This window comes from Streptomyces sp. NPDC090025 (assembly GCF_044748125.1).
Lineage (GTDB): Bacteria > Actinomycetota > Actinomycetes > Streptomycetales > Streptomycetaceae > Streptomyces.
The window spans coordinates 484,024-500,227 of record NZ_JBIVFL010000001.1 but is presented as its reverse complement, the minus strand read 5'-3'; the positions used below and the strand labels follow the sequence as shown (position 1 = coordinate 500,227).

The window sequence follows — 16,204 nt, the reverse complement described above, 5'->3', positions numbered from 1 at the left end:
GTGCGGCCGGGTCTCCGCCGGGACAACCGGATTACGCGGGGTCCTGGCCCCGTACCGCGAGTCCGGTCATCAGGGTGGCGGCGATGGCGTGCGCGAAGTCGTCGAGGGGCTGCGGGGGGCGGCCCTCGGGGGTCATCTCCCAGGCGAAGGCGCGGTGGACGCAGGCGCCGAGGAGGAGTGCGGCGGCGGCGTCCGGGTCGCTGTCGGCGGCGATCCGGCCGTGGTCGCGTTCGGCGCGGAGGTATTCGGCGAGGCCCTCGATCGGCATGTGGGGGCCGCGGCCGAGGCCCCTGAGCACGGCCTCGTGGCGGGCCTTGAGCTGGGGTTCGGCGTAGAGGGACGCGGCCATCGGGAAGGTCTGGTCGTAGAAGAGGGCGGCCTTGCGGGCGATCTCGACCAGGTTCTCCTGGACCGTGCGGCCCTGCGGGTCGACGGCGAGGGTGCCGAGCAGGTCGCCGAGCCGGGGCAGCCGTTCGGCCAGGACCGTGACGAACAGCTCCTCCTTGCTCGGGAAGTACTTGTAGAGCGCCGCTTCCGAGCAGCCGGCCTCGCGGGCGATCTCCTTGGTGGTGGTACGGGCCAGGCCCGCGGTCCGCATCAGATGGTGGGCGGCGTCGAGGATCCGGGTCCGGGTCGGCTTCTGTTCCACGGGGCTCCTCGGTTCGCGCTCGGAATCGCTTGACGGGTGAGTGAGTACACGCTCACTCTAGAACCATCAGAGGTTAGTGAATACTCACCCACCCCAGAAGGTGTGACATGAAGCTCGCCGTCTTCGGTGCCACCGGTGGCATCGGCCAGGAGATCGTCCGCCAGGCCCTCGACGCGGGCCACGAGGTGACCGCCGTGGTCCGCGACCCGGCCAGGTTCACCCTCACGGGCCCCGGCCTCACCGTGTTCCGCGCCGACCTCACCGACCCGGACGCCCTGCGCCCCGCCGTGACCGGCGCCCACGCCGTCCTGTCGGGCCTCGGCGCCCGCAGCCGCGCGGACGCCGGGATCGCCGCCCGGCTGACCCGTACCGTCCTGCGCGCCATGGAGTCCGCCGGTGCCCGCCGTCTCCTGGTGGTCAGCGCCGCACCGCTGGGCCCGGTACCGGCCGGACAGGGGGTCGCCGACCGGGCGATGCTGGCGATCGTCAACGCGGTCCTGAAGGACGTCTACGCCGATCTGCGCGTGATGGAGGCGGACCTGGCGGCCAGCGCGACCGACTGGACCTCGGTCCGCCCGCCGAAACTCACCCACAAGCCGGTCACCGGCCGCTACCGCCGGGTCGTCGGCGGCACCCCGCCGCGCGGCCGCTCACTGGCCCGGGCGGACGTGGCCCACGCGATGCTGGCGATGATCGACGACACGTCGACGCTCAAGCAGGGCGTGGGCGTCGCCTATTAGGGCATGTCCGAGGACGGTCCGGCACCGCCTTGCCCGCTCAGAGCTGGACGCCGACCGTCACCGGCTCGTTGACCAGCGTGATCCCGAAGGCGTCCCTGACCCCGGCGACCACCTCGCGCGCGAGCGCGAGCAGGTCCTCGGTGGTCGCCTCGCCGCGGTTGGTCAGCGCGAGGGTGTGCTTGGTGGAGATCCGGGCGGGCCCGGAGCCGTACCCCTTCACGAAACCGGCCTTGTCGATCAGCCAGGCCGCCGACGTCTTCACGGCGCCGTCCTCGCCCGCCGCGCCCACCGGGTACGCGGGCGGGGTCACGTCGCCGCCCAGGCGCCCGGCGACCCGGCCGAGGAAGTCGGCGTACTCCCCCGCCGTCAGGATCGGGTTGGTGAAGAACGACCCCGCCGACCAGGTGTCGTGGTCCGCCGGGTCGAGCACCATGCCCTTCCCGGCGCGCAGCCGGAGCACGGTCTCGCGGGCCTTCGCCAGCGGCACCCGGTCGCCCGCCTCGACGCCGAGCGCGCGGGCGGTCTCCGGGTAGGCGATCGGCGCCGACAGCCCGGCGGCGTCCGCCAGCAGGAAGCGGACCCGCAGCACGACATAGCGGTCCGGCTGGTCCTTGAAGACGCTGTGCCGGTACGAGAAGGCGCACTCGGCGTTGGAGAGCGTGACGGTCTCCTCGGCCCTGCGGTCGTACGCGACGACCTCGGTGACCGTGGCGGACACGTCCTGTCCGTACGCCCCGACGTTCTGGATCGGGGTGGCGCCGGCGGAGCCGGGGATCCCGGCCAGGCACTCGATCCCGGCGAGTCCGGCCTCCACGGTCCGCGCGACGGCGTCCGTCCACACCTCGCCCGCGGCGAGTTCCAGCCGGGTCCCGTCGAGCGCGAAGCCGCGGGTGGCGATGTGCAGGGCGGTGCCGTCGAAGCCCTTGTCGCCGATGACCAGGTTGGAGCCGCCGCCGATGATCAGCAGTGGCGTCCCGGCGGCGTCGGCCGCGCGGACCGCGGCGATCACCTCGTCGTCGGTGGTGGCCGTGACGAGGGTGGCGGCGGGGCCGCCGAGCCGGAAGGTGGTCAGCGGGGCGAGGGGGGCGTCGTGGAGTGCGTGCACGGGCTCAAGAGTACGTTCCACGCGTGAACGGTTTTCGTTCACGCGTGGAACGTGCCCCCGGAAACGGCGGGGCCTCAGGCCAGCCGGACCACGGCCCGGCTCATGCCGAGGACCTTCTGTCCGGCGCTGGTCGCGGTCAGGTCGACCCGGACCAGCTGGTCGTCGAGCTTGGCGGCCACCTTCGCGGAGACCTCGATCAGGGCGCCCTCGTCGTCGTTGGGGACCACGACGGGCTTGGTGAAGCGGACGCCGTACTCGACGACGGCGGCCGGGTCGCCGGCCCAGTCGGTCACCACGCGGATTGCCTCGGCCATGGTGAACATGCCGTGGGCGATGACGTCGGGCAGGCCGACCTCGCGGGCGAACTTCTCGTTCCAGTGGATCGGGTTGAAGTCACCCGAGGCACCGGCGTACTGGACGAGTGTGGCGCGGCTCACCGGGAAGGAGCGCGCGGGCAGCTCGGTCCCGACCTCGACCTCGGCGTAGGCGATCTTCGCGGTCATGGGTCAGACCTCCTCGGGGGCACGGGAGACGAGCTTGGTCCAGGCGGTCACCACGTGCTCGCCGGTCTCGTCGTGGACCTCGCCGCGGATGTCCAGGATGTCGTTCCCGGCCAGCGACTTGATCGCGTCGATGGTGGTGGTGACGGACAGCCGGTCACCGGCCCGCACCGGGCGGGTGTAGGCGAACTTCTGGTCGCCGTGCACCACGCGGCTGTAGTCGAGGCCGAGCTGCGGGTCCTCGACGACCTGGCCCGCGGCCTTGAAGGTGATGGCGAAGACGAAGGTCGGCGGGGCGACGACGTCGGGGTGACCGAGGGCCTTGGCGGCCTCCTGGTCGAGGTAGGCCGGGTTGTCGTCACCGATCGCCTCGGCGAACTCGCGGATCTTCTCGCGGCCGACCTCGTACGGCGGGGTGGGCGGGTAGGTCCGGCCCACGAAGGACTGGTCGAGCGCCATGGCGTCGATACCTCCTGGTCTACCGCGGCTGCGGCGGGATGCGGGGACGTGCGGGCGTACGGGGGCGTGCTGGGGATGCGGAGAAACGACACGAGGCCGCCCCCAGAATTCGGGGACGGCCTCGTGCTCTAGCCTGGTTAGCGCGTCTCGCGGTGCGCCGTGTGCGAGTTGCAGCGCGGGCAGTGCTTCTTCATCTCAAGACGGTCCGGGTTGTTGCGCCGGTTCTTCTTGGTGATGTAGTTCCGCTCCTTGCACTCCACGCAGGCCAGCGTGATCTTCGGGCGGACGTCGGTGGCAGCCACGTGAGTGCTCCTTGACGGACTTGGACGGATGAACGCAAAAAAGAGTAGCCGATCGCAGGACCGACCCCACAATCGGCTACTGTGTGTAGCGGTGACCGGACTTGAACCGGTGACACAGCGATTATGAGCCGCTTGCTCTACCGACTGAGCTACACCGCTTTGATGATCAGGTCCCGCCCGAGGGCGGGCCCTTCACACCAGAGCCCCAATACGGAATCGAACCGTAGACCTTCTCCTTACCATGGAGACGCTCTACCGACTGAGCTATTGGGGCGAGCGAGGAAGACATTACACGGTCTCCGGCCCATCCCCCAAATCCGTTTCCCGGGCAGGTGGGAGCACGTGCCCCATAGGCCACTCGTGCAGTCATCAGTACGACTATTGCGCTCCTCCTCGAAGGTCGAAGCGGCCGCCCCTAGGCTCGGGCCCACGCTGCGTGATCTTGATCTTGGCCCCGAGGAGCCCGATTGTCAGCCGACAGCAAGCAGCCCCAGCCACCGCCCGACGACCGGGCCGCCGCCACCGCGGCGGACTCCGTGTCGCTGCTGCTCTCGAACGCCCGGCTCACCGACGGGCGGACCGTCGACGTCCGGCTCGGCGGCGGCCGGATCGAGGCCGTGGGCACGGCCGGCAGCCTCACCGCCGTCGGCTCCCGGGTCGACCTGGCCGGCTATCTGCTGCTGCCCGCGCCCGCCGAGCCCCACGCGCACGTGGACACCGCCCTCACCGCCGACTCCCCCGGCCCCGTCTCGTACGCCGTCGACGAGGTCCAGCGGCGGGCCACCGAGGCCACCCTGCTCCAGCTCGGCCACGGGGCCACCGCCGTGCGCGCCCAGGTGCGGATCGGCGGGGTGCACGGCCTCGGGCCGCTGGAGGCGGTGCTGCAGGCCCGGCGTTCGCTGCGCGGGCTCGCCGATCTGACCGCCGTGGCCACCCCCCGGCTGCTCACCGGCGCCGCCGGGGCGGACGGGCTCGCGATGCTGCGGGACGCCCTGAAGATGGGCGCCGGAGTGGTCGGCGGCTGCCCGGACCTGGATCCGGACCCCACCGGCTACGTGGAGGCGCTCCTCGACGTGGCCGCCGAGCACGGCTGCCCGGTGGACCTGCACACGGACGCCGACGACCCGGGGCGGCTCGCCCGGCTGGCGGCGATGGTCGCCGGGCTGCGGCCCGGGGTGACGATCGGGCCCTGCGCGGGGCTCGCCCGGCTGCCCGGCGACACGGCCCGGCGGGCGGCGGACCAGCTGGCGGCGGCCGGGGTGACCGTGGTGTGCCTGCCACAGGGCGGCTGCGCGGGCACCGAACGGCGCGGCACGGCGCCGGTGCGGCTGCTGCGGGCCGCCGGGGTGCGGGTCGCGGCGGGCGGCGGCGCGCTGCGGGACGTGTCGAACCCGGTGGGCCGGGGCGACCCGCTGGAGGCCGGCTATCTGCTGGCCTCGCTCGGCGGGCTGTCCGCGCCGGAGGCGTACGGGGCGGTGAGCGCCGAGGCCCGGGCGGCGATGGGGCTGCCGGAGGTCCGGGTGGAGGCGGGCTTCCCGGCCGAGCTGCTCGCGGTGCGCGGCGAGCGGCTGGCGGGCGTGCTCTCGCTCGCGTACAGCCGGATCGTGGTGCACCGGGGCCGGGTGGTGGCGCGGACCAGTGCGGTGCGGGAGTACTGCGACTCGGCCGCCGCGCTCGACCTGCCCCGGCAGGTCCGTCCGGAGCGTCCGGAGCGCCCCGACCGCCCCGACCGGCCCGACCGGCCGGATCCGGGAGGACGGACCGGGGCGTGAGCCGTACGGTCGTGAGTATGCGCGTAGTCATCGCTGGAGGACACGGACAGATCGCCCTGCGACTTGAGCGGCTGCTCGCCGCGGGCGGACACACCCCGGTGGGCGTCATCCGCCGCCCCGAACAGGCCGCGGACCTACGGGCGGCGGGCGCCGAACCGGTGGTCCTGGACCTGGAGTCGGCCTCGGTCACGGAGGTGACGGCGGCTCTCGAAGGCGCCGACGCGGCCGTGTTCGCGGCGGGCGCGGGCCCGGGCAGCGGCGCCGACCGCAAGGACACGGTGGACCGGGACGCGGCGGTGCTCTTCGCCGACGCGGCCGAACGGGCGGGGGTACGGCGGTTCCTCGTCGTCTCCTCGATGGGCGCCGACGCCACGCACCAGGGCGACGAGATCTTCGACGTCTATCTGCGGGCGAAGGGCGCGGCGGACGACGCCGTGCGGTCCCGCCCGGGCCTGGACTGGACGGTGCTGCGCCCCGGGATGCTCACCGACGACGCGGGCACCGGCCTGGTCCGTCTGGAGGCCAGGACGGGCCGCGGCCCGGTACCCCGGGACGACGTGGCGGCGGCCCTCGCCGAGCTCCTGGACACCCCGGCGACGGCGGGCCTGACCCTGGAACTGATCTCCGGGAACACCCCGTTGTCGGTCGCGGTGAAGGACGTCGCGGGCAACTGAGCGGGGTCGGGAGCCGATTGCCCGATCACTCCCTCCCATCCCTCCGATCACTCCCTCCCGCCCCTCCGGGCGCTCTAGAATCGGCCACCGCGGTCGATGAGTTGACGCCTCGGGGGGTAGTCGGTGATCGGTGGGCCCATTCCTGTCCCGACACAGCTGGAGCTGCCGCCGGACCGCCGCCGCACACTGCGGCGGCTGCGGCGCGCCTGGCGGTCGCGGAAGGCGCTGAAGGGCGTGACGCAGTGGATCCTGGACTGGGGGCTGCCGATGGCGGTCGTCCTGGCCGTCGTGTACGTGATGGGCGCGCGGGCCACCAGCCCCAGCCAGGTCTACCAGTTCTTCACGCTCATCCATGAGCCGGACGGCCGGAAGGCGTGGATCGCCTCGCTGATCGGCTGGCTGCTGGTCCCGGCCATCATCGGTGGCTTCGCCGGTCATGTGATCGCGGAGCGCATCAACCGCGTGAAGTCGGTGTCGACGGCGACCCTGTTCCGGCGCCGCCGCATGAAGGACCGGCTGCGGCTGCCCGGTCTGATCGACGACCTGGGCCCGTACTTCCACGGGACGTACGCCCGCCAGGACTTCGTCGACGGCTGGGTGCGGATCGCCCACCGCAACGACTGGGTGAAGGCGCAGGACCACTGGGAGGTCTATGTGCGGGACCTGATGTCGACCCAGCAGTACGCCCATCTCGACCGGCACGAGTGCCTGCGCCAGGCCCAGAACACGGGCAAGATGGCGTTGGGGGTCACGGCCCGCATGGGCGCGTGCGTCGTCTGCGACAGGAGGCGGTGAGCCATGCGTTCCGAGGACGCCGTGGAGATCGTGCGCGCTTCGCTCGCGCTGGCCTTTCCGACGGCCACCGACGAGGGCCTCACCCGGGCGGCGGAGACGGTGATCCGCTGGGGCTCGGAGGACGTGGCGGACCACCTCAACGAGCCGCTGTCGACCCGGATGCTCCTGGATCTGCTGTCGGTCGCCGAAGTGGGTCCGTACGAGCTGCGCCCGGCCGAGTCCGGCTGGCCCGGCCGGCGCCGACTGGCGACCGCGGCCCGCTACCGCACTTGGTCCCGCGCTCTGGGCATGGACGCGCTGCCCCGGCTCCGCCGCCCCCTGGACGAGGAGGAACGGCCGGACCCCGACGGCCGGGACGAGGGCTTCGGCGAGGGCCGTGGCGAGGGTTCGAGCTTCGAGCGGCCGGAGTAGCGCACGGGCGGGGCGGCGGCCGTTCTCTCTTGTCACAGGTTAAGCAAAACGGCCCCTGATCGCGTTTCCGCAGATCAGGGGCCGTTCTTCCATGTGGCGGCGCCAGGATTCGAACCTGGGTAGGCTAAGCCGACGGATTTACAGTCCGTTCCCATTGGCCACTCGGGCACACCGCCATGGGATCGCTGCCCCGGAGCCGCTTTCGCGGTGCTCCCTGGCAACGACGTAAACAATACCCGATCCCCGGGGGTGCTCCGCCACCGGATTGATCACGGGTCGGCGGCGGTCCGGGTGGCTACGCTTTGTGCTGTACCCGAACGCATCCCAGCAAGGAGCCTCACCTCATGGCCGACTCCAGTTTCGACATCGTCTCCAAGGTCGAGCGGCAGGAGGTCGACAACGCCCTCAACCAGGCCGCCAAGGAGATCTCGCAGCGCTACGACTTCAAGGGCACCAACGCCTCGATCGAGTGGTCGGGCGAGAAGATCCTGATGCAGGCGAGCGGCGAGGAGCGGGTGCTCGCGATCCTCGACGTCTTCCAGACCAAGCTGATCAAGCGGGGCATCTCGCTGAAGGTGCTCGACGCGGGCGAGCCGCAGCTGTCGGGCAAGGAGTACAAGATCTTCGCGACGATCGAGGAGGGCATCTCCCAGGACAACGCGAAGAAGGTCGCCAAGATCATCCGCGACGAGGGCCCGAAGGGCATCAAGGCGCAGGTCCAGGGCGACGAGCTGCGGGTCAGCTCGAAGAGCCGGGACGACCTGCAGGCCGTGATCGCGCTCCTGAAGAACCACGACTTCGACTTCGCGCTGCAGTTCGTGAACTACCGGTAGTCCGAAGGGTTCCACGAGCCCGGCGAGCGGCCCCGGGACGGCGTCCGAAAACCGCCAGCCCGGGGTCCGGCCGGCTCGCAGACTGGACCTCACAGGCAGGTCGGCACGGACGAGGTTGAGGAAACGGTCATGAGCGGCACCCTTTACGCGTACGCGGACGGGCCCCTGGGGCGGATGCTCCTGGTCGGGCACCCCGGCGAGGACGGGCGGACCGTGCTCGCCTCGCTCTCGCTGCCCGGGCAGAAGGGGGCGGCGGAGGCCGAGGACGGCTGGACGCTCGACCCGGCGGCCTTCACGGAGATCACCACGCAGCTCGGCGAGTACTTCGCCGGACGCCGCGACCGATTCGACGTGCCGTGCGCCACGGGCGGCACGGAGTTCCAGCGGCGCGTGTGGCGGGCCCTTGAGGAGATCCCGTACGGCACGACCGTCTCGTACGGGGAGATCGCCCGGCGCGTCGGGTCGTCCGGCGCCGGGGTGCGGGCGGTGGGGACCGCGATCGGGCGCAATCCGCTGCTCGTCGTACGGCCCTGCCACCGGGTGATCGGCGCCGACGGGTCCTTGCGGGGGTACGCCGCCGGGCTCGACCGCAAGGAGCGGCTGCTCGGGCTCGAAGGCGCCCTGGGGTGAGGTGATCCGGTGACCCAGGAGCTGTTCCCCCGGCAGCGGTCCGAGCCCGCGCCCGGCGCGGTGCACGTGCCGGGCTGGCTGCCGTTCGAGCGGCAGCGGGAACTGGTCACGGCCTGCCGGGAGTTCGGGCGCGGCCCGGGACGGTACCGGCAGACCGTGCTGCCCGGCGGCGGGGTGATGTCGGTGCGCTCGCTCGGGCTCGGGCGGCGCTGGGTGCCGTACCGCTATCTCGACACCGTGACCGTCGAACTCCCCGACTGGCTCGCCGAACTGGGCCGGGCGGCACTGGCGGAGGCGTACGGCCGGCACGACGGCTACGCGCCCGACACCGCCTTCGTGAACTTCTACGGGGACGGCGCCCGGATGGGCATGCACCAGGACAGGGACGAGCGTTCGGCGGCGCCCGTCGTGTCGCTGAGCCTCGGCGACCGCTGCGTGTTCCGGTTCGGGAACACCGAGGACCGGGGACGGCCCTACACGGACGTGGAGTTGGCGTCCGGCGACCTGTTCGTGTTCGGCGGGCCCTCACGGTTCGCGTTCCACGGGGTGCCGAAGGTGTACCCGGGGACGGCCGAGCCCGCCCTCGGCCTGGCCGGGCGGCTCAACATCACCCTGCGCGAGACCGGCCTCTGACCGGTCTCCGGCCGGTGTCTCAGCGGCGTTCGCGCGAGTTGCCGAACAGGATCCGGTAGCCGATCAGGAGCACCAGCGAACCGCCGATCGCCGACAGCCACGTCGCCCCGTCGTAGAAGTCCTGGGAGATCGGCCGGTCGAGGAACTTCGCCGACAGCCAGCCGCCGAGGAACGCGCCGACGACCCCGATCAGGGTCGTGCCGATCAGGCCGCCGGGGTCGCGCCCGGGCAGCAGGACCTTGGCGATGACACCGGCAAGCAGGCCGAGGACTATCCAGCTGATGATGCTCATGTCCCCAAGGACGCCCGGTGGCGTCCGGTGGTTGCCGGACCCCCTAATGTGCGGGGCATGACACAGGAACTGCGCCGCACGCTCGGAGTGTTCGACGCCGTCGTGATCGGGCTCGGCTCGATGATCGGCGCGGGCATCTTCGCGGCGCTCGGACCGGCCGCGCAGGCGGCCGGACCCGGTCTGCTCCCGGCGCTCGGGATCGCCGCGGTCGTCGCGTACTGCAACGCCATGGCCTCCGCCCGGCTCGCCGCCCGCTACCCGGCCTCCGGCGGCACCTACGTCTACGGGCGGGAGCGGCTCGGCGCGTTCTGGGGGCACCTGGCGGGCTGGGCCTTCATCGTCGGCAAGACCGCCTCCTGCGCGGCCATGGCGCTCACCGCCGGCGCCTACCTGTGGCCCGACCACGCCCACGCGGTGGCGGTCGCCGCCGTCGTCCTGCTCACCGCCGTCGACTACACGGGCATACGGAAGTCCGCGCTGCTCACCCGGATCATCGTGGCCTTCGTGCTCGCCGTGCTCGCCGCCGTCGTGGTCACCACCGCCGGGGCCGGGGACGCCGACCGGCTCGCGCTCGCCGGGGAACTGCCCGGGGGCGGGGTGCTCCAGGCGGCCGGACTGCTGTTCTTCGCGTTCGCCGGGTACGCGCGGATCGCGACCCTCGGCGAGGAGGTCCGCGACCCGGAGCGGACCATCCCGCTGGCCGTGCCGATCGCCCTCGGCGTCACCCTCGCCGTCTACGCGGCCGTCGCCGTCGGCGTGCTCTCCGTCCTCGGCCCGCGCGGCCTGGCCGCCTCCCCCGCCCCGCTCGCCGACGCGGCCCGCGCGGCGGGCGCCGACCGGCTGGTGCCGCTCGTCGCGGTCGGCGCGGCCGTCGCCGCCCTCGGGGCGCTGCTCTCGCTGCTCCTCGGGGTGTCGCGGACCACCCTCGCGATGGCCCGCGACGGCCACCTCCCGGCCGCCCTCGCCGCCGTCCACCCGCGCTTCCAGGTGCCGCACCACGCGGAGCTCGCGGTGGGCGCGGTGGTGGCCGTGGTCGCGGCGACCGCGGACGTACGGGGCGCGATCGGCTTCTCGTCGTTCGGGGTGCTGGTCTACTACGCCGTCGCCAACGCCTCCGCCTGGACCCTCGGCCGCCGTGAGCGCCCGCTCGCCGTGCTCGGCCTCGCGGGCTGCGCGACCCTCGCCTTCGCGCTGCCGCCGACGGCGGTGCTCGCCGGGCTCGGGGTGCTCGCGGTCGGCGTGGTGGCGTACGCGGTGACGGTCAGCCGGGGGCGCCCGTCACCGCCGCACCACTGAGGACGTACCCGGGCGGTCTCACTGGGGGCGGTAGCCGTACGCCGCCCGGTCGGTGCTGACGATCTCCTTGCCGAGCGGCAGCAGCGACACCGGGATCATCTTGAAGTTCGCGATGCCGAGCGGGATGCCGATGATCGTGATGCACAGCGCGATGCCGGTGGTGATGTGGCCGAGCGCCAGCCACCAGCCCGCCAGGATCAGCCACAGCACGTTGCCGACGCAGGACGGCGCCCCGGCGTCCCGCCGGTCGACGACGGTCTGGCCGAACGGCCACAGGGCGTACAGGCCGATCCGGAAGGCGGCGAGGCCGAACGGGATCCCGATGATCGTGATGCAGAGCAGCACACCGGCCAGCATGTAGCCGAGGAACATCCAGAATCCGCAGAGGACCAGCCAGATGACGTTGAGGATCGTCTTCACGGGCGGGGACCTGCCATCTTCTCGAGTCGGGCGATGCGCTCCGCCATCGGCGGGTGGGTGGAGAACATCCTGGACAGCCCCTGCCCCGGCCGGAAGGGGTTCGCGATCATCATGTGGCTCGCCGTCTCGATCTTCGGCTCGGGCGGCAGCGGCAGCTGCTTGGTGCCCGCCTCCAGCTTCCGCAGGGCGCTGGCCAGGGCGAGCGGGTCGCCGGTGAGCTGGGCGCCCGAGGCGTCCGCCTCGTACTCCCGGGAGCGCGAGATGGCCAGTTGGATGATCGAGGCGGCGATCGGGCCCAGGATGATGATCAGCAGCATGCCGAGCAGTCCGGGGCCGTCGTCGTCGTTGGACCGGCCGACCGGGATCAGCCAGGCGAAGTTGACCAGGAACATGATCACGGAGGCGAGCGCTCCGGCGACCGAGGAGATCAGGATGTCCCGGTTGTAGACGTGGCTCAGCTCGTGGCCGATGACCCCGCGCAGCTCGCGCTCGTCGAGGATCGCGAGGATGCCCTCGGTGCAGCACACGGCCGCGTTGCGCGGGTTGCGGCCGGTCGCGAAGGCGTTGGGGGCCTGGGTGGGCGAGATGTACAGCCGGGGCATGGGCTGGCGGGCCTGGGTGGAGAGCTCGCGGACCATCCGGTAGAGGGCTGGTGCCTCGAACTCGCTCACCGGGCGGGCGCGCATGGCGCGCAGTGCCAGCTTGTCGCTGTTCCAGTACGCGTACGCGTTGGTGCCGAGCGCCACGACGAGCGCGACGATCAGGCCCGTACGCCCGAAGAAACTGCCGATGACGATGATGAGGGCGGACAGCCCTCCCAGGAGGACGGCGGTCCTCAGCCCGTTGTGCCGGCGGTGCACGGTACGCCCTCCAAGTGGTGCGGCAGGGGAACCCTTTGCTCTGGTGGGGCTCTCATGGGGTCCACCGTCCAGTGGACCCTCCTCACCAGGTCAACGCCAGGCGGGAAGCTCGGGTTCCCCAGGTCGCGGGGGGTGCCGTGTGGGCCGTACGGGTGACGGGCCTCTTGCGGGCGGGTCAGCGCTGGTACGGGACCGCGACCCTGGTGGCGTCGGCCGCGTCGGTGGTCAGCTTCGCCAGGGCCGTGGGGACGGGCTCGATCTCGCTGGTGCAGTGGGCGCAGCGGGAGGCGACGGCCGGGATCTCGGTGAAGCAGCGCGGGCAGTCGCGCTTCTCGGACTTCGGGTCGGCGGCCTCGGCGCGGGCGAAGCGCTCCTGGATCTTCGCCATGGGGACGACGATCAGGAAGTAGAGGACGGCGGCGGTGATCACGAAGGCTATGGCGGCGGCGATGGCCAGGCCGTACGGGAAGTCGGTCTTGCCGATGGTGAAGTGCGCTTCGCTGAAGTCGCCGACCGAGCCGGTCGCGAGACCGATGAGGGGGGTGATGAACGCCTTGCTGAAGCCGGTCACGACGGCCGTGAACGCCGAGCCGACGGCCAGACCGATGGCCATCGAGACGACGTTCCCGCGAAGTATGAAGTCCTTGAAACCGTTCAGCACGGGGTACCGCTCCTTGGTGATTCTGTGGGGGGACGTGTGTGGGGGCTATGGGGGCGTACGAGGTCAGAAAAGGTTCGCGGTCGCATAGCGCAGCACGGTCTCCGGCCAGCAGGACAGCACCACGCCGGCGGCCGCGGTCAGCACCACGGCGACGGTGATCGGGGCCGGGACCCCGGCCCGTACCGCCGCCGTGGCCGGGTCCGCGGACCCGGCCACGGGCGCGTCCGCCGTCTCGCCACTGCCCTGGAACAGCAGCGCCGTCCACCGCAGGTAGTAGTAGAGGCCGATCACGACGTTGACGCCCATGACGACCGCGAGCCAGCCGAGGCCCGCGTCGACGGCCGTCGAGAAGACGGTCACCTTTGCGAAGAGGCCGATGATACCCGGGGGCAGTCCGGCCAGGTTCAGCAGGAAGAAACCGAGCGCGAGGGCCGTCAGGGGCCGCCGGGACCAGAGGCCGCGGTGGTCGGTGAGCCGCAGTTCGGGGGCGGTGCGGGCGACGAGCGCGACCACCGCGAAGGCGCCGAGGTTCACGACCGCGTACATCAGGGCGTACGCGACGGTGGCGCCGATCTGGTCGTCGCCGGTGTACGCGGCGGCGGCGATCGGCACCAGGAGGTAGCCGGCCTGCGCGATCGAGGACCAGGCGAGCAGCCGTACCGCGCTCCACGCGCGCGTGGTGCTCTGGCGGAGGGCGGCGACGTTGCCGACGCTCATGGTGAGCGCGGCGAGCACGGCGAGCGCGGGGCCCCAGACGTCGGCGTACGCGGGGAAGGCGCCGACGGTCAGCAGGATGACGCCGGTGAAGCCGACGGCCTTGCCGACCACGGAGAGGTAGGCGGCGACGGGCAGCGGGGCGCCGACGTAGGTGTCGGGGACCCAGAAGTGGAAGGGCACGACGGCCGTCTTGAAGGCGAAGCCGACGAGCGCGAGGACCACTCCGGCCTGCGCGAGGGTGTGCAGCTGGCCCGGTACGTCGCCGAGCCGGGCGGCGATCTCGGTGAGGTGGAGGGTGCCGGTGGCCGCGTACACGAAGCTGACGCCGAGCAGGGTGACGGCGGTGGCGGTGACCGAGGACAGGAAGAACTTCAGCGCGGCCTCGCCGGACATCCGGTCGCCGCGCTTGAGGCCGACGAGCGCGAACGCGGGCAGCGAGGCGACTTCGAGGGCGACGACGAGGGTGGCGAGGTCGCGGGCGGCGGGCAGCAGGGCGGCGCCCGCGGCGGAGGCGAGCAGCAGGAACCAGTACTCGCCCGGCGGCAGCTTCTCGCGGGTGTCGGCGACCGAGAGCAGCGCGGTGACCAGGGCTCCGGCGAGCACCAGGAACTGGATGACGACGGTGAACCGGTCGGCCGTGTAGCTGCACGCCCGGAGCTGGGTGTCGAGGGTGAGGCAGAAGGTGGCGTGGTCGCCGTCGCGCAGCGGGACGAGCAGTGCGAGCGCGGCGGCGAGGCCGCCGATCGCGGTCCAGCCGAGGAACTGCTTGCGCGCGGCCGGGACGAACAGGTCGGCGACGAGCACGACCAGTCCCACGAGCGCGGTCAGGGTGGGCGGCGCGATCGTCGTCCAGTCGACGGACTGGACGAGGTCGGCGGCGGCCAGGGCGGTCACTGGGTGCCTCCCGCGAGGAGCTTCTGGACGGCCGGGTCGGTGAGGCCGAGGAGGACCGCGGGCCACAGTCCGGCGAGGACGGTGAGGGCGACGAGCGGGGTCCAGGCGGCGAACTCGTAGCCCTGGACGTCGGCGATGGCGGTCTCGCCCGCGGGCCGCGGGCCGCCCATGCAGACCCGGCGGACCACGACGAGGAGGTATCCGGCGGTGAGCAGGGTGCCGAGGCCGCCGATCGCCATGAAGGTGAGGAAGGCGGGACGGCTGAGGCCCTCGGCCGGGTCGAAGGCGCCGAACAGGGCGAGCATCTCGCCCCAGAACCCGGCGAGGCCCGGCAGGCCGAGCGAGGCGACGGCGGCGAACGCGAGGAGCGCGCCGAGGCGGGGGGCGCGGCCGTAGAGGGCGGCGCCGGTGGCTCCGGCGAGGGTGTCGAGGTCGGCGGTGCCGTAGCGGTCCTTGACGGCGCCGACCAGGAAGAACAGCAGGCCGGTGATGAGGCCGTGGGCGATGTTGGCGAAGAGGGCGCCGTTGACCCCGGTGGGGGTCATGGTGGCGATGCCGAGGAGCACGAAGCCCATGTGGCCGACGGAGGAGTAGGCGATGAGCCGCTTGAGGTCGCCCTTGCCGCCGGGGCGGGCGAGGGAGAGGCAGGCGAGGGATCCGTAGATGATCCCGACGACGGCGAAGGCGGCGAGGTACGGGGCGAAGGTGTGCATGCCGTCGGGGGTGACCGGCAGCAGGATGCGCACGAAGCCGTACGTGCCCATCTTCAGGAGCACTCCGGCGAGCAGCACCGAGCCGACGGTGGGGGCGGCGGTGTGGGCGTCCGGGAGCCAGCTGTGCAGGGGCCACATCGGGGTCTTCACGGCGAGCCCGATCCCGATCGCCAGAACGGCGATGACCTGGGCGGACGTGGTGAGGCCCCGGCCGTTGTCAGTGGCCAGTGCCACCATGTCGAACGTGCCCGCCTTCATGCCGATGACGAGCAGGCCGAGCAGCATGACGACGGAGCCGAGCAGCGTGTAGAGGATGAACTTCCAGGCGGCGGCCTGCCGGCCGGCGCCGCCCCAGCGGGCGATCAGGAAGTACATGGGGATGAGGACGGTCTCGAAGGCGAGGAAGAAGAGGATCAGGTCGAGGACGGCGAAGGTGGCGAGGGTGCCGGCCTCCAGGACCAGGATCAGGGCCACGAACGCCTTGGGCGAGGGGCCCGTGGGGGGCTTGTAGTAGCTGTACAGCGCGCAGAGGAAGGTCAGCAGCGCGGTCAGGACGACGAGGGGGAGGGAAATGCCGTCGACACCGAGGTGGATCCGTACGCCGAGGCTCTTGATCCAGCTGATGTCCGTCGTCGCCTGCATGGTCGACGGATGGTCGTGGTCGAAGCCGAGGGCGAGGGCGATCGCGGCGAGCAGGATCACGCCGGTGACGGTGACGCCGTGGCGGAGCACGGCCTGGTCGGGTGACTTCCCCTTCAGTCCCGGCGGGGCGGGAAGCAGCGCGGCGGCGGCGCCGAGGAGCGGGCCGCCGACGGTCAACGCGAGAAGGAACTGCATCACGGACGGGC

At 72.3% G+C, this 16,204-nt stretch carries 20 protein-coding genes and 3 tRNA genes; 9 read left to right on the top strand and 14 right to left on the bottom strand.

Features of this window, described 5'->3' with window-relative positions; all coding sequences use genetic code 11:
* Window positions 1-31: 31 nt before the first annotated feature.
* Entirely contained in the window at window positions 32-649 is a 618-nt protein-coding gene (locus ACIPXM_RS02435) for a TetR/AcrR family transcriptional regulator (protein ID WP_401651036.1), read from the bottom strand.
* A 107-nt stretch (window positions 650-756) separates the two neighbouring features.
* Between ACIPXM_RS02435 and ACIPXM_RS02430 the strand changes: the two genes are divergently transcribed.
* Entirely contained in the window at window positions 757-1,389 is a 633-nt protein-coding gene (locus tag ACIPXM_RS02430) for an NAD(P)-dependent oxidoreductase (RefSeq protein WP_401651034.1), read from the top strand.
* A gap of 37 nt (window positions 1,390-1,426) precedes the next feature.
* Here the strand turns inward: ACIPXM_RS02430 and ACIPXM_RS02425 are convergent, their stop codons facing one another.
* The 6 genes from ACIPXM_RS02425 to ACIPXM_RS02400 all read right to left on the bottom strand — a co-directional run bounded on the left by ACIPXM_RS02425 (window position 1,427) and on the right by ACIPXM_RS02400 (window position 4,029).
* Entirely contained in the window at window positions 1,427-2,536 is a 1,110-nt protein-coding gene (locus ACIPXM_RS02425; RefSeq protein ID WP_401651032.1) for a UDP-N-acetylmuramate dehydrogenase, read from the bottom strand.
* Between the two features lie 32 nt (window positions 2,537-2,568).
* The gene (locus ACIPXM_RS02420) at window positions 2,569-2,997 is read right to left on the bottom strand and encodes a MaoC family dehydratase (RefSeq protein WP_401651029.1); all 429 of its coding nucleotides are present in this window, start codon (window positions 2,995-2,997) and stop codon (window positions 2,569-2,571) included.
* Window positions 2,998-3,000: 3 nt separating this feature from the next.
* Window positions 3,001-3,453 carry a MaoC family dehydratase N-terminal domain-containing protein gene (locus tag ACIPXM_RS02415; protein ID WP_401651027.1) on the bottom strand — a complete coding sequence of 151 codons (453 nt, stop codon included), beginning with the start codon at window positions 3,451-3,453 and terminating at the stop codon, window positions 3,001-3,003.
* Window positions 3,454-3,590: 137 nt separating this feature from the next.
* On the bottom strand, window positions 3,591-3,755 hold the full coding sequence (rpmG, locus tag ACIPXM_RS02410; protein WP_003956487.1) for a 50S ribosomal protein L33: 165 nt from the start codon (window positions 3,753-3,755) through the stop codon (window positions 3,591-3,593).
* An 86-nt stretch (window positions 3,756-3,841) separates the two neighbouring features.
* A tRNA-Met gene (locus ACIPXM_RS02405) sits at window positions 3,842-3,914 on the bottom strand.
* A 42-nt stretch (window positions 3,915-3,956) separates the two neighbouring features.
* Window positions 3,957-4,029: transfer RNA gene (locus tag ACIPXM_RS02400), tRNA-Thr, on the bottom strand.
* 193 nt (window positions 4,030-4,222) lie between these two features.
* On the opposite strand from ACIPXM_RS02400, the gene ACIPXM_RS02395 reads away from it, so the two are divergent.
* From ACIPXM_RS02395 to ACIPXM_RS02380, 4 genes are all read left to right on the top strand, one after another.
* Window positions 4,223-5,527 carry an amidohydrolase family protein gene (locus ACIPXM_RS02395; RefSeq protein ID WP_401651024.1) on the top strand — a complete coding sequence of 435 codons (1,305 nt, stop codon included), beginning with the start codon at window positions 4,223-4,225 and terminating at the stop codon, window positions 5,525-5,527.
* A 17-nt stretch (window positions 5,528-5,544) separates the two neighbouring features.
* Complete coding sequence (locus tag ACIPXM_RS02390) at window positions 5,545-6,201, top strand: SDR family oxidoreductase (RefSeq protein WP_401651021.1); 657 nt, start codon at window positions 5,545-5,547, stop codon at window positions 6,199-6,201.
* Between the two features lie 123 nt (window positions 6,202-6,324).
* Window positions 6,325-6,996 carry a DUF6313 family protein gene (locus ACIPXM_RS02385; RefSeq protein WP_401651018.1) on the top strand — a complete coding sequence of 224 codons (672 nt, stop codon included), beginning with the start codon at window positions 6,325-6,327 and terminating at the stop codon, window positions 6,994-6,996.
* A 3-nt stretch (window positions 6,997-6,999) separates the two neighbouring features.
* Window positions 7,000-7,407 (top strand): hypothetical protein, encoded by a 408-nt coding sequence (locus ACIPXM_RS02380; RefSeq protein ID WP_401651015.1) that lies wholly within the window; start codon window positions 7,000-7,002, stop codon window positions 7,405-7,407.
* 94 nt (window positions 7,408-7,501) lie between these two features.
* Here the strand turns inward: ACIPXM_RS02380 and ACIPXM_RS02375 are convergent.
* Window positions 7,502-7,583: transfer RNA gene (locus ACIPXM_RS02375), tRNA-Tyr, on the bottom strand.
* Between the two features lie 168 nt (window positions 7,584-7,751).
* Here ACIPXM_RS02375 and ACIPXM_RS02370 point away from each other — a divergent pair.
* From ACIPXM_RS02370 to ACIPXM_RS02360, 3 genes are all read left to right on the top strand, one after another.
* Window positions 7,752-8,240, top strand: coding sequence for a YajQ family cyclic di-GMP-binding protein (locus tag ACIPXM_RS02370; RefSeq protein WP_401651012.1), 489 nt, complete (start codon window positions 7,752-7,754; stop codon window positions 8,238-8,240).
* A gap of 129 nt (window positions 8,241-8,369) precedes the next feature.
* Window positions 8,370-8,870 (top strand): methylated-DNA--[protein]-cysteine S-methyltransferase, encoded by a 501-nt coding sequence (locus ACIPXM_RS02365; protein ID WP_401651009.1) that lies wholly within the window; start codon window positions 8,370-8,372, stop codon window positions 8,868-8,870.
* Window positions 8,871-8,879: 9 nt separating this feature from the next.
* Window positions 8,880-9,503, top strand: a complete 624-nt coding sequence (locus tag ACIPXM_RS02360; RefSeq protein ID WP_401651007.1) for an alpha-ketoglutarate-dependent dioxygenase AlkB family protein — start codon at window positions 8,880-8,882, stop codon at window positions 9,501-9,503.
* A gap of 19 nt (window positions 9,504-9,522) precedes the next feature.
* Here ACIPXM_RS02360 and ACIPXM_RS02355 read toward each other — a convergent pair whose 3' ends face one another.
* A complete protein-coding gene (locus ACIPXM_RS02355; RefSeq protein ID WP_401651004.1) occupies window positions 9,523-9,795 on the bottom strand; it encodes a GlsB/YeaQ/YmgE family stress response membrane protein in 273 nt (90 codons plus the stop codon).
* Between the two features lie 57 nt (window positions 9,796-9,852).
* On the opposite strand from ACIPXM_RS02355, the gene ACIPXM_RS02350 reads away from it, so the two are divergent.
* Window positions 9,853-11,091 carry an APC family permease gene (locus tag ACIPXM_RS02350; protein ID WP_401651002.1) on the top strand — a complete coding sequence of 413 codons (1,239 nt, stop codon included), beginning with the start codon at window positions 9,853-9,855 and terminating at the stop codon, window positions 11,089-11,091.
* Between the two features lie 18 nt (window positions 11,092-11,109).
* On the opposite strand, the gene ACIPXM_RS02345 is transcribed toward ACIPXM_RS02350, so the two are convergent.
* The 5 genes from ACIPXM_RS02345 to ACIPXM_RS02325 all read right to left on the bottom strand — a co-directional run bounded on the left by ACIPXM_RS02345 (window position 11,110) and on the right by ACIPXM_RS02325 (window position 16,193).
* Window positions 11,110-11,511, bottom strand: coding sequence for a YccF domain-containing protein (locus ACIPXM_RS02345; protein WP_401651000.1), 402 nt, complete (start codon window positions 11,509-11,511; stop codon window positions 11,110-11,112).
* On the bottom strand, window positions 11,508-12,371 hold the full coding sequence (htpX, locus tag ACIPXM_RS02340; RefSeq protein ID WP_401650998.1) for a zinc metalloprotease HtpX: 864 nt from the start codon (window positions 12,369-12,371) through the stop codon (window positions 11,508-11,510). The genes ACIPXM_RS02345 and htpX overlap by 4 nt, the downstream gene beginning before the upstream one ends.
* 175 nt (window positions 12,372-12,546) lie before the next feature.
* The gene (mscL, locus tag ACIPXM_RS02335) at window positions 12,547-13,032 is read right to left on the bottom strand and encodes a large conductance mechanosensitive channel protein MscL (protein WP_401650995.1); all 486 of its coding nucleotides are present in this window, start codon (window positions 13,030-13,032) and stop codon (window positions 12,547-12,549) included.
* Window positions 13,033-13,095: 63 nt separating this feature from the next.
* On the bottom strand, window positions 13,096-14,643 hold the full coding sequence (locus ACIPXM_RS02330) for an NADH-quinone oxidoreductase subunit N (protein WP_401650994.1): 1,548 nt from the start codon (window positions 14,641-14,643) through the stop codon (window positions 13,096-13,098).
* Window positions 14,640-16,193, bottom strand: a complete 1,554-nt coding sequence (locus ACIPXM_RS02325) for a NuoM family protein (RefSeq protein WP_401652460.1) — start codon at window positions 16,191-16,193, stop codon at window positions 14,640-14,642. Before ACIPXM_RS02325 ends, ACIPXM_RS02330 begins: the two co-directional genes overlap by 4 nt.
* Window positions 16,194-16,204 lie beyond the last annotated feature (11 nt).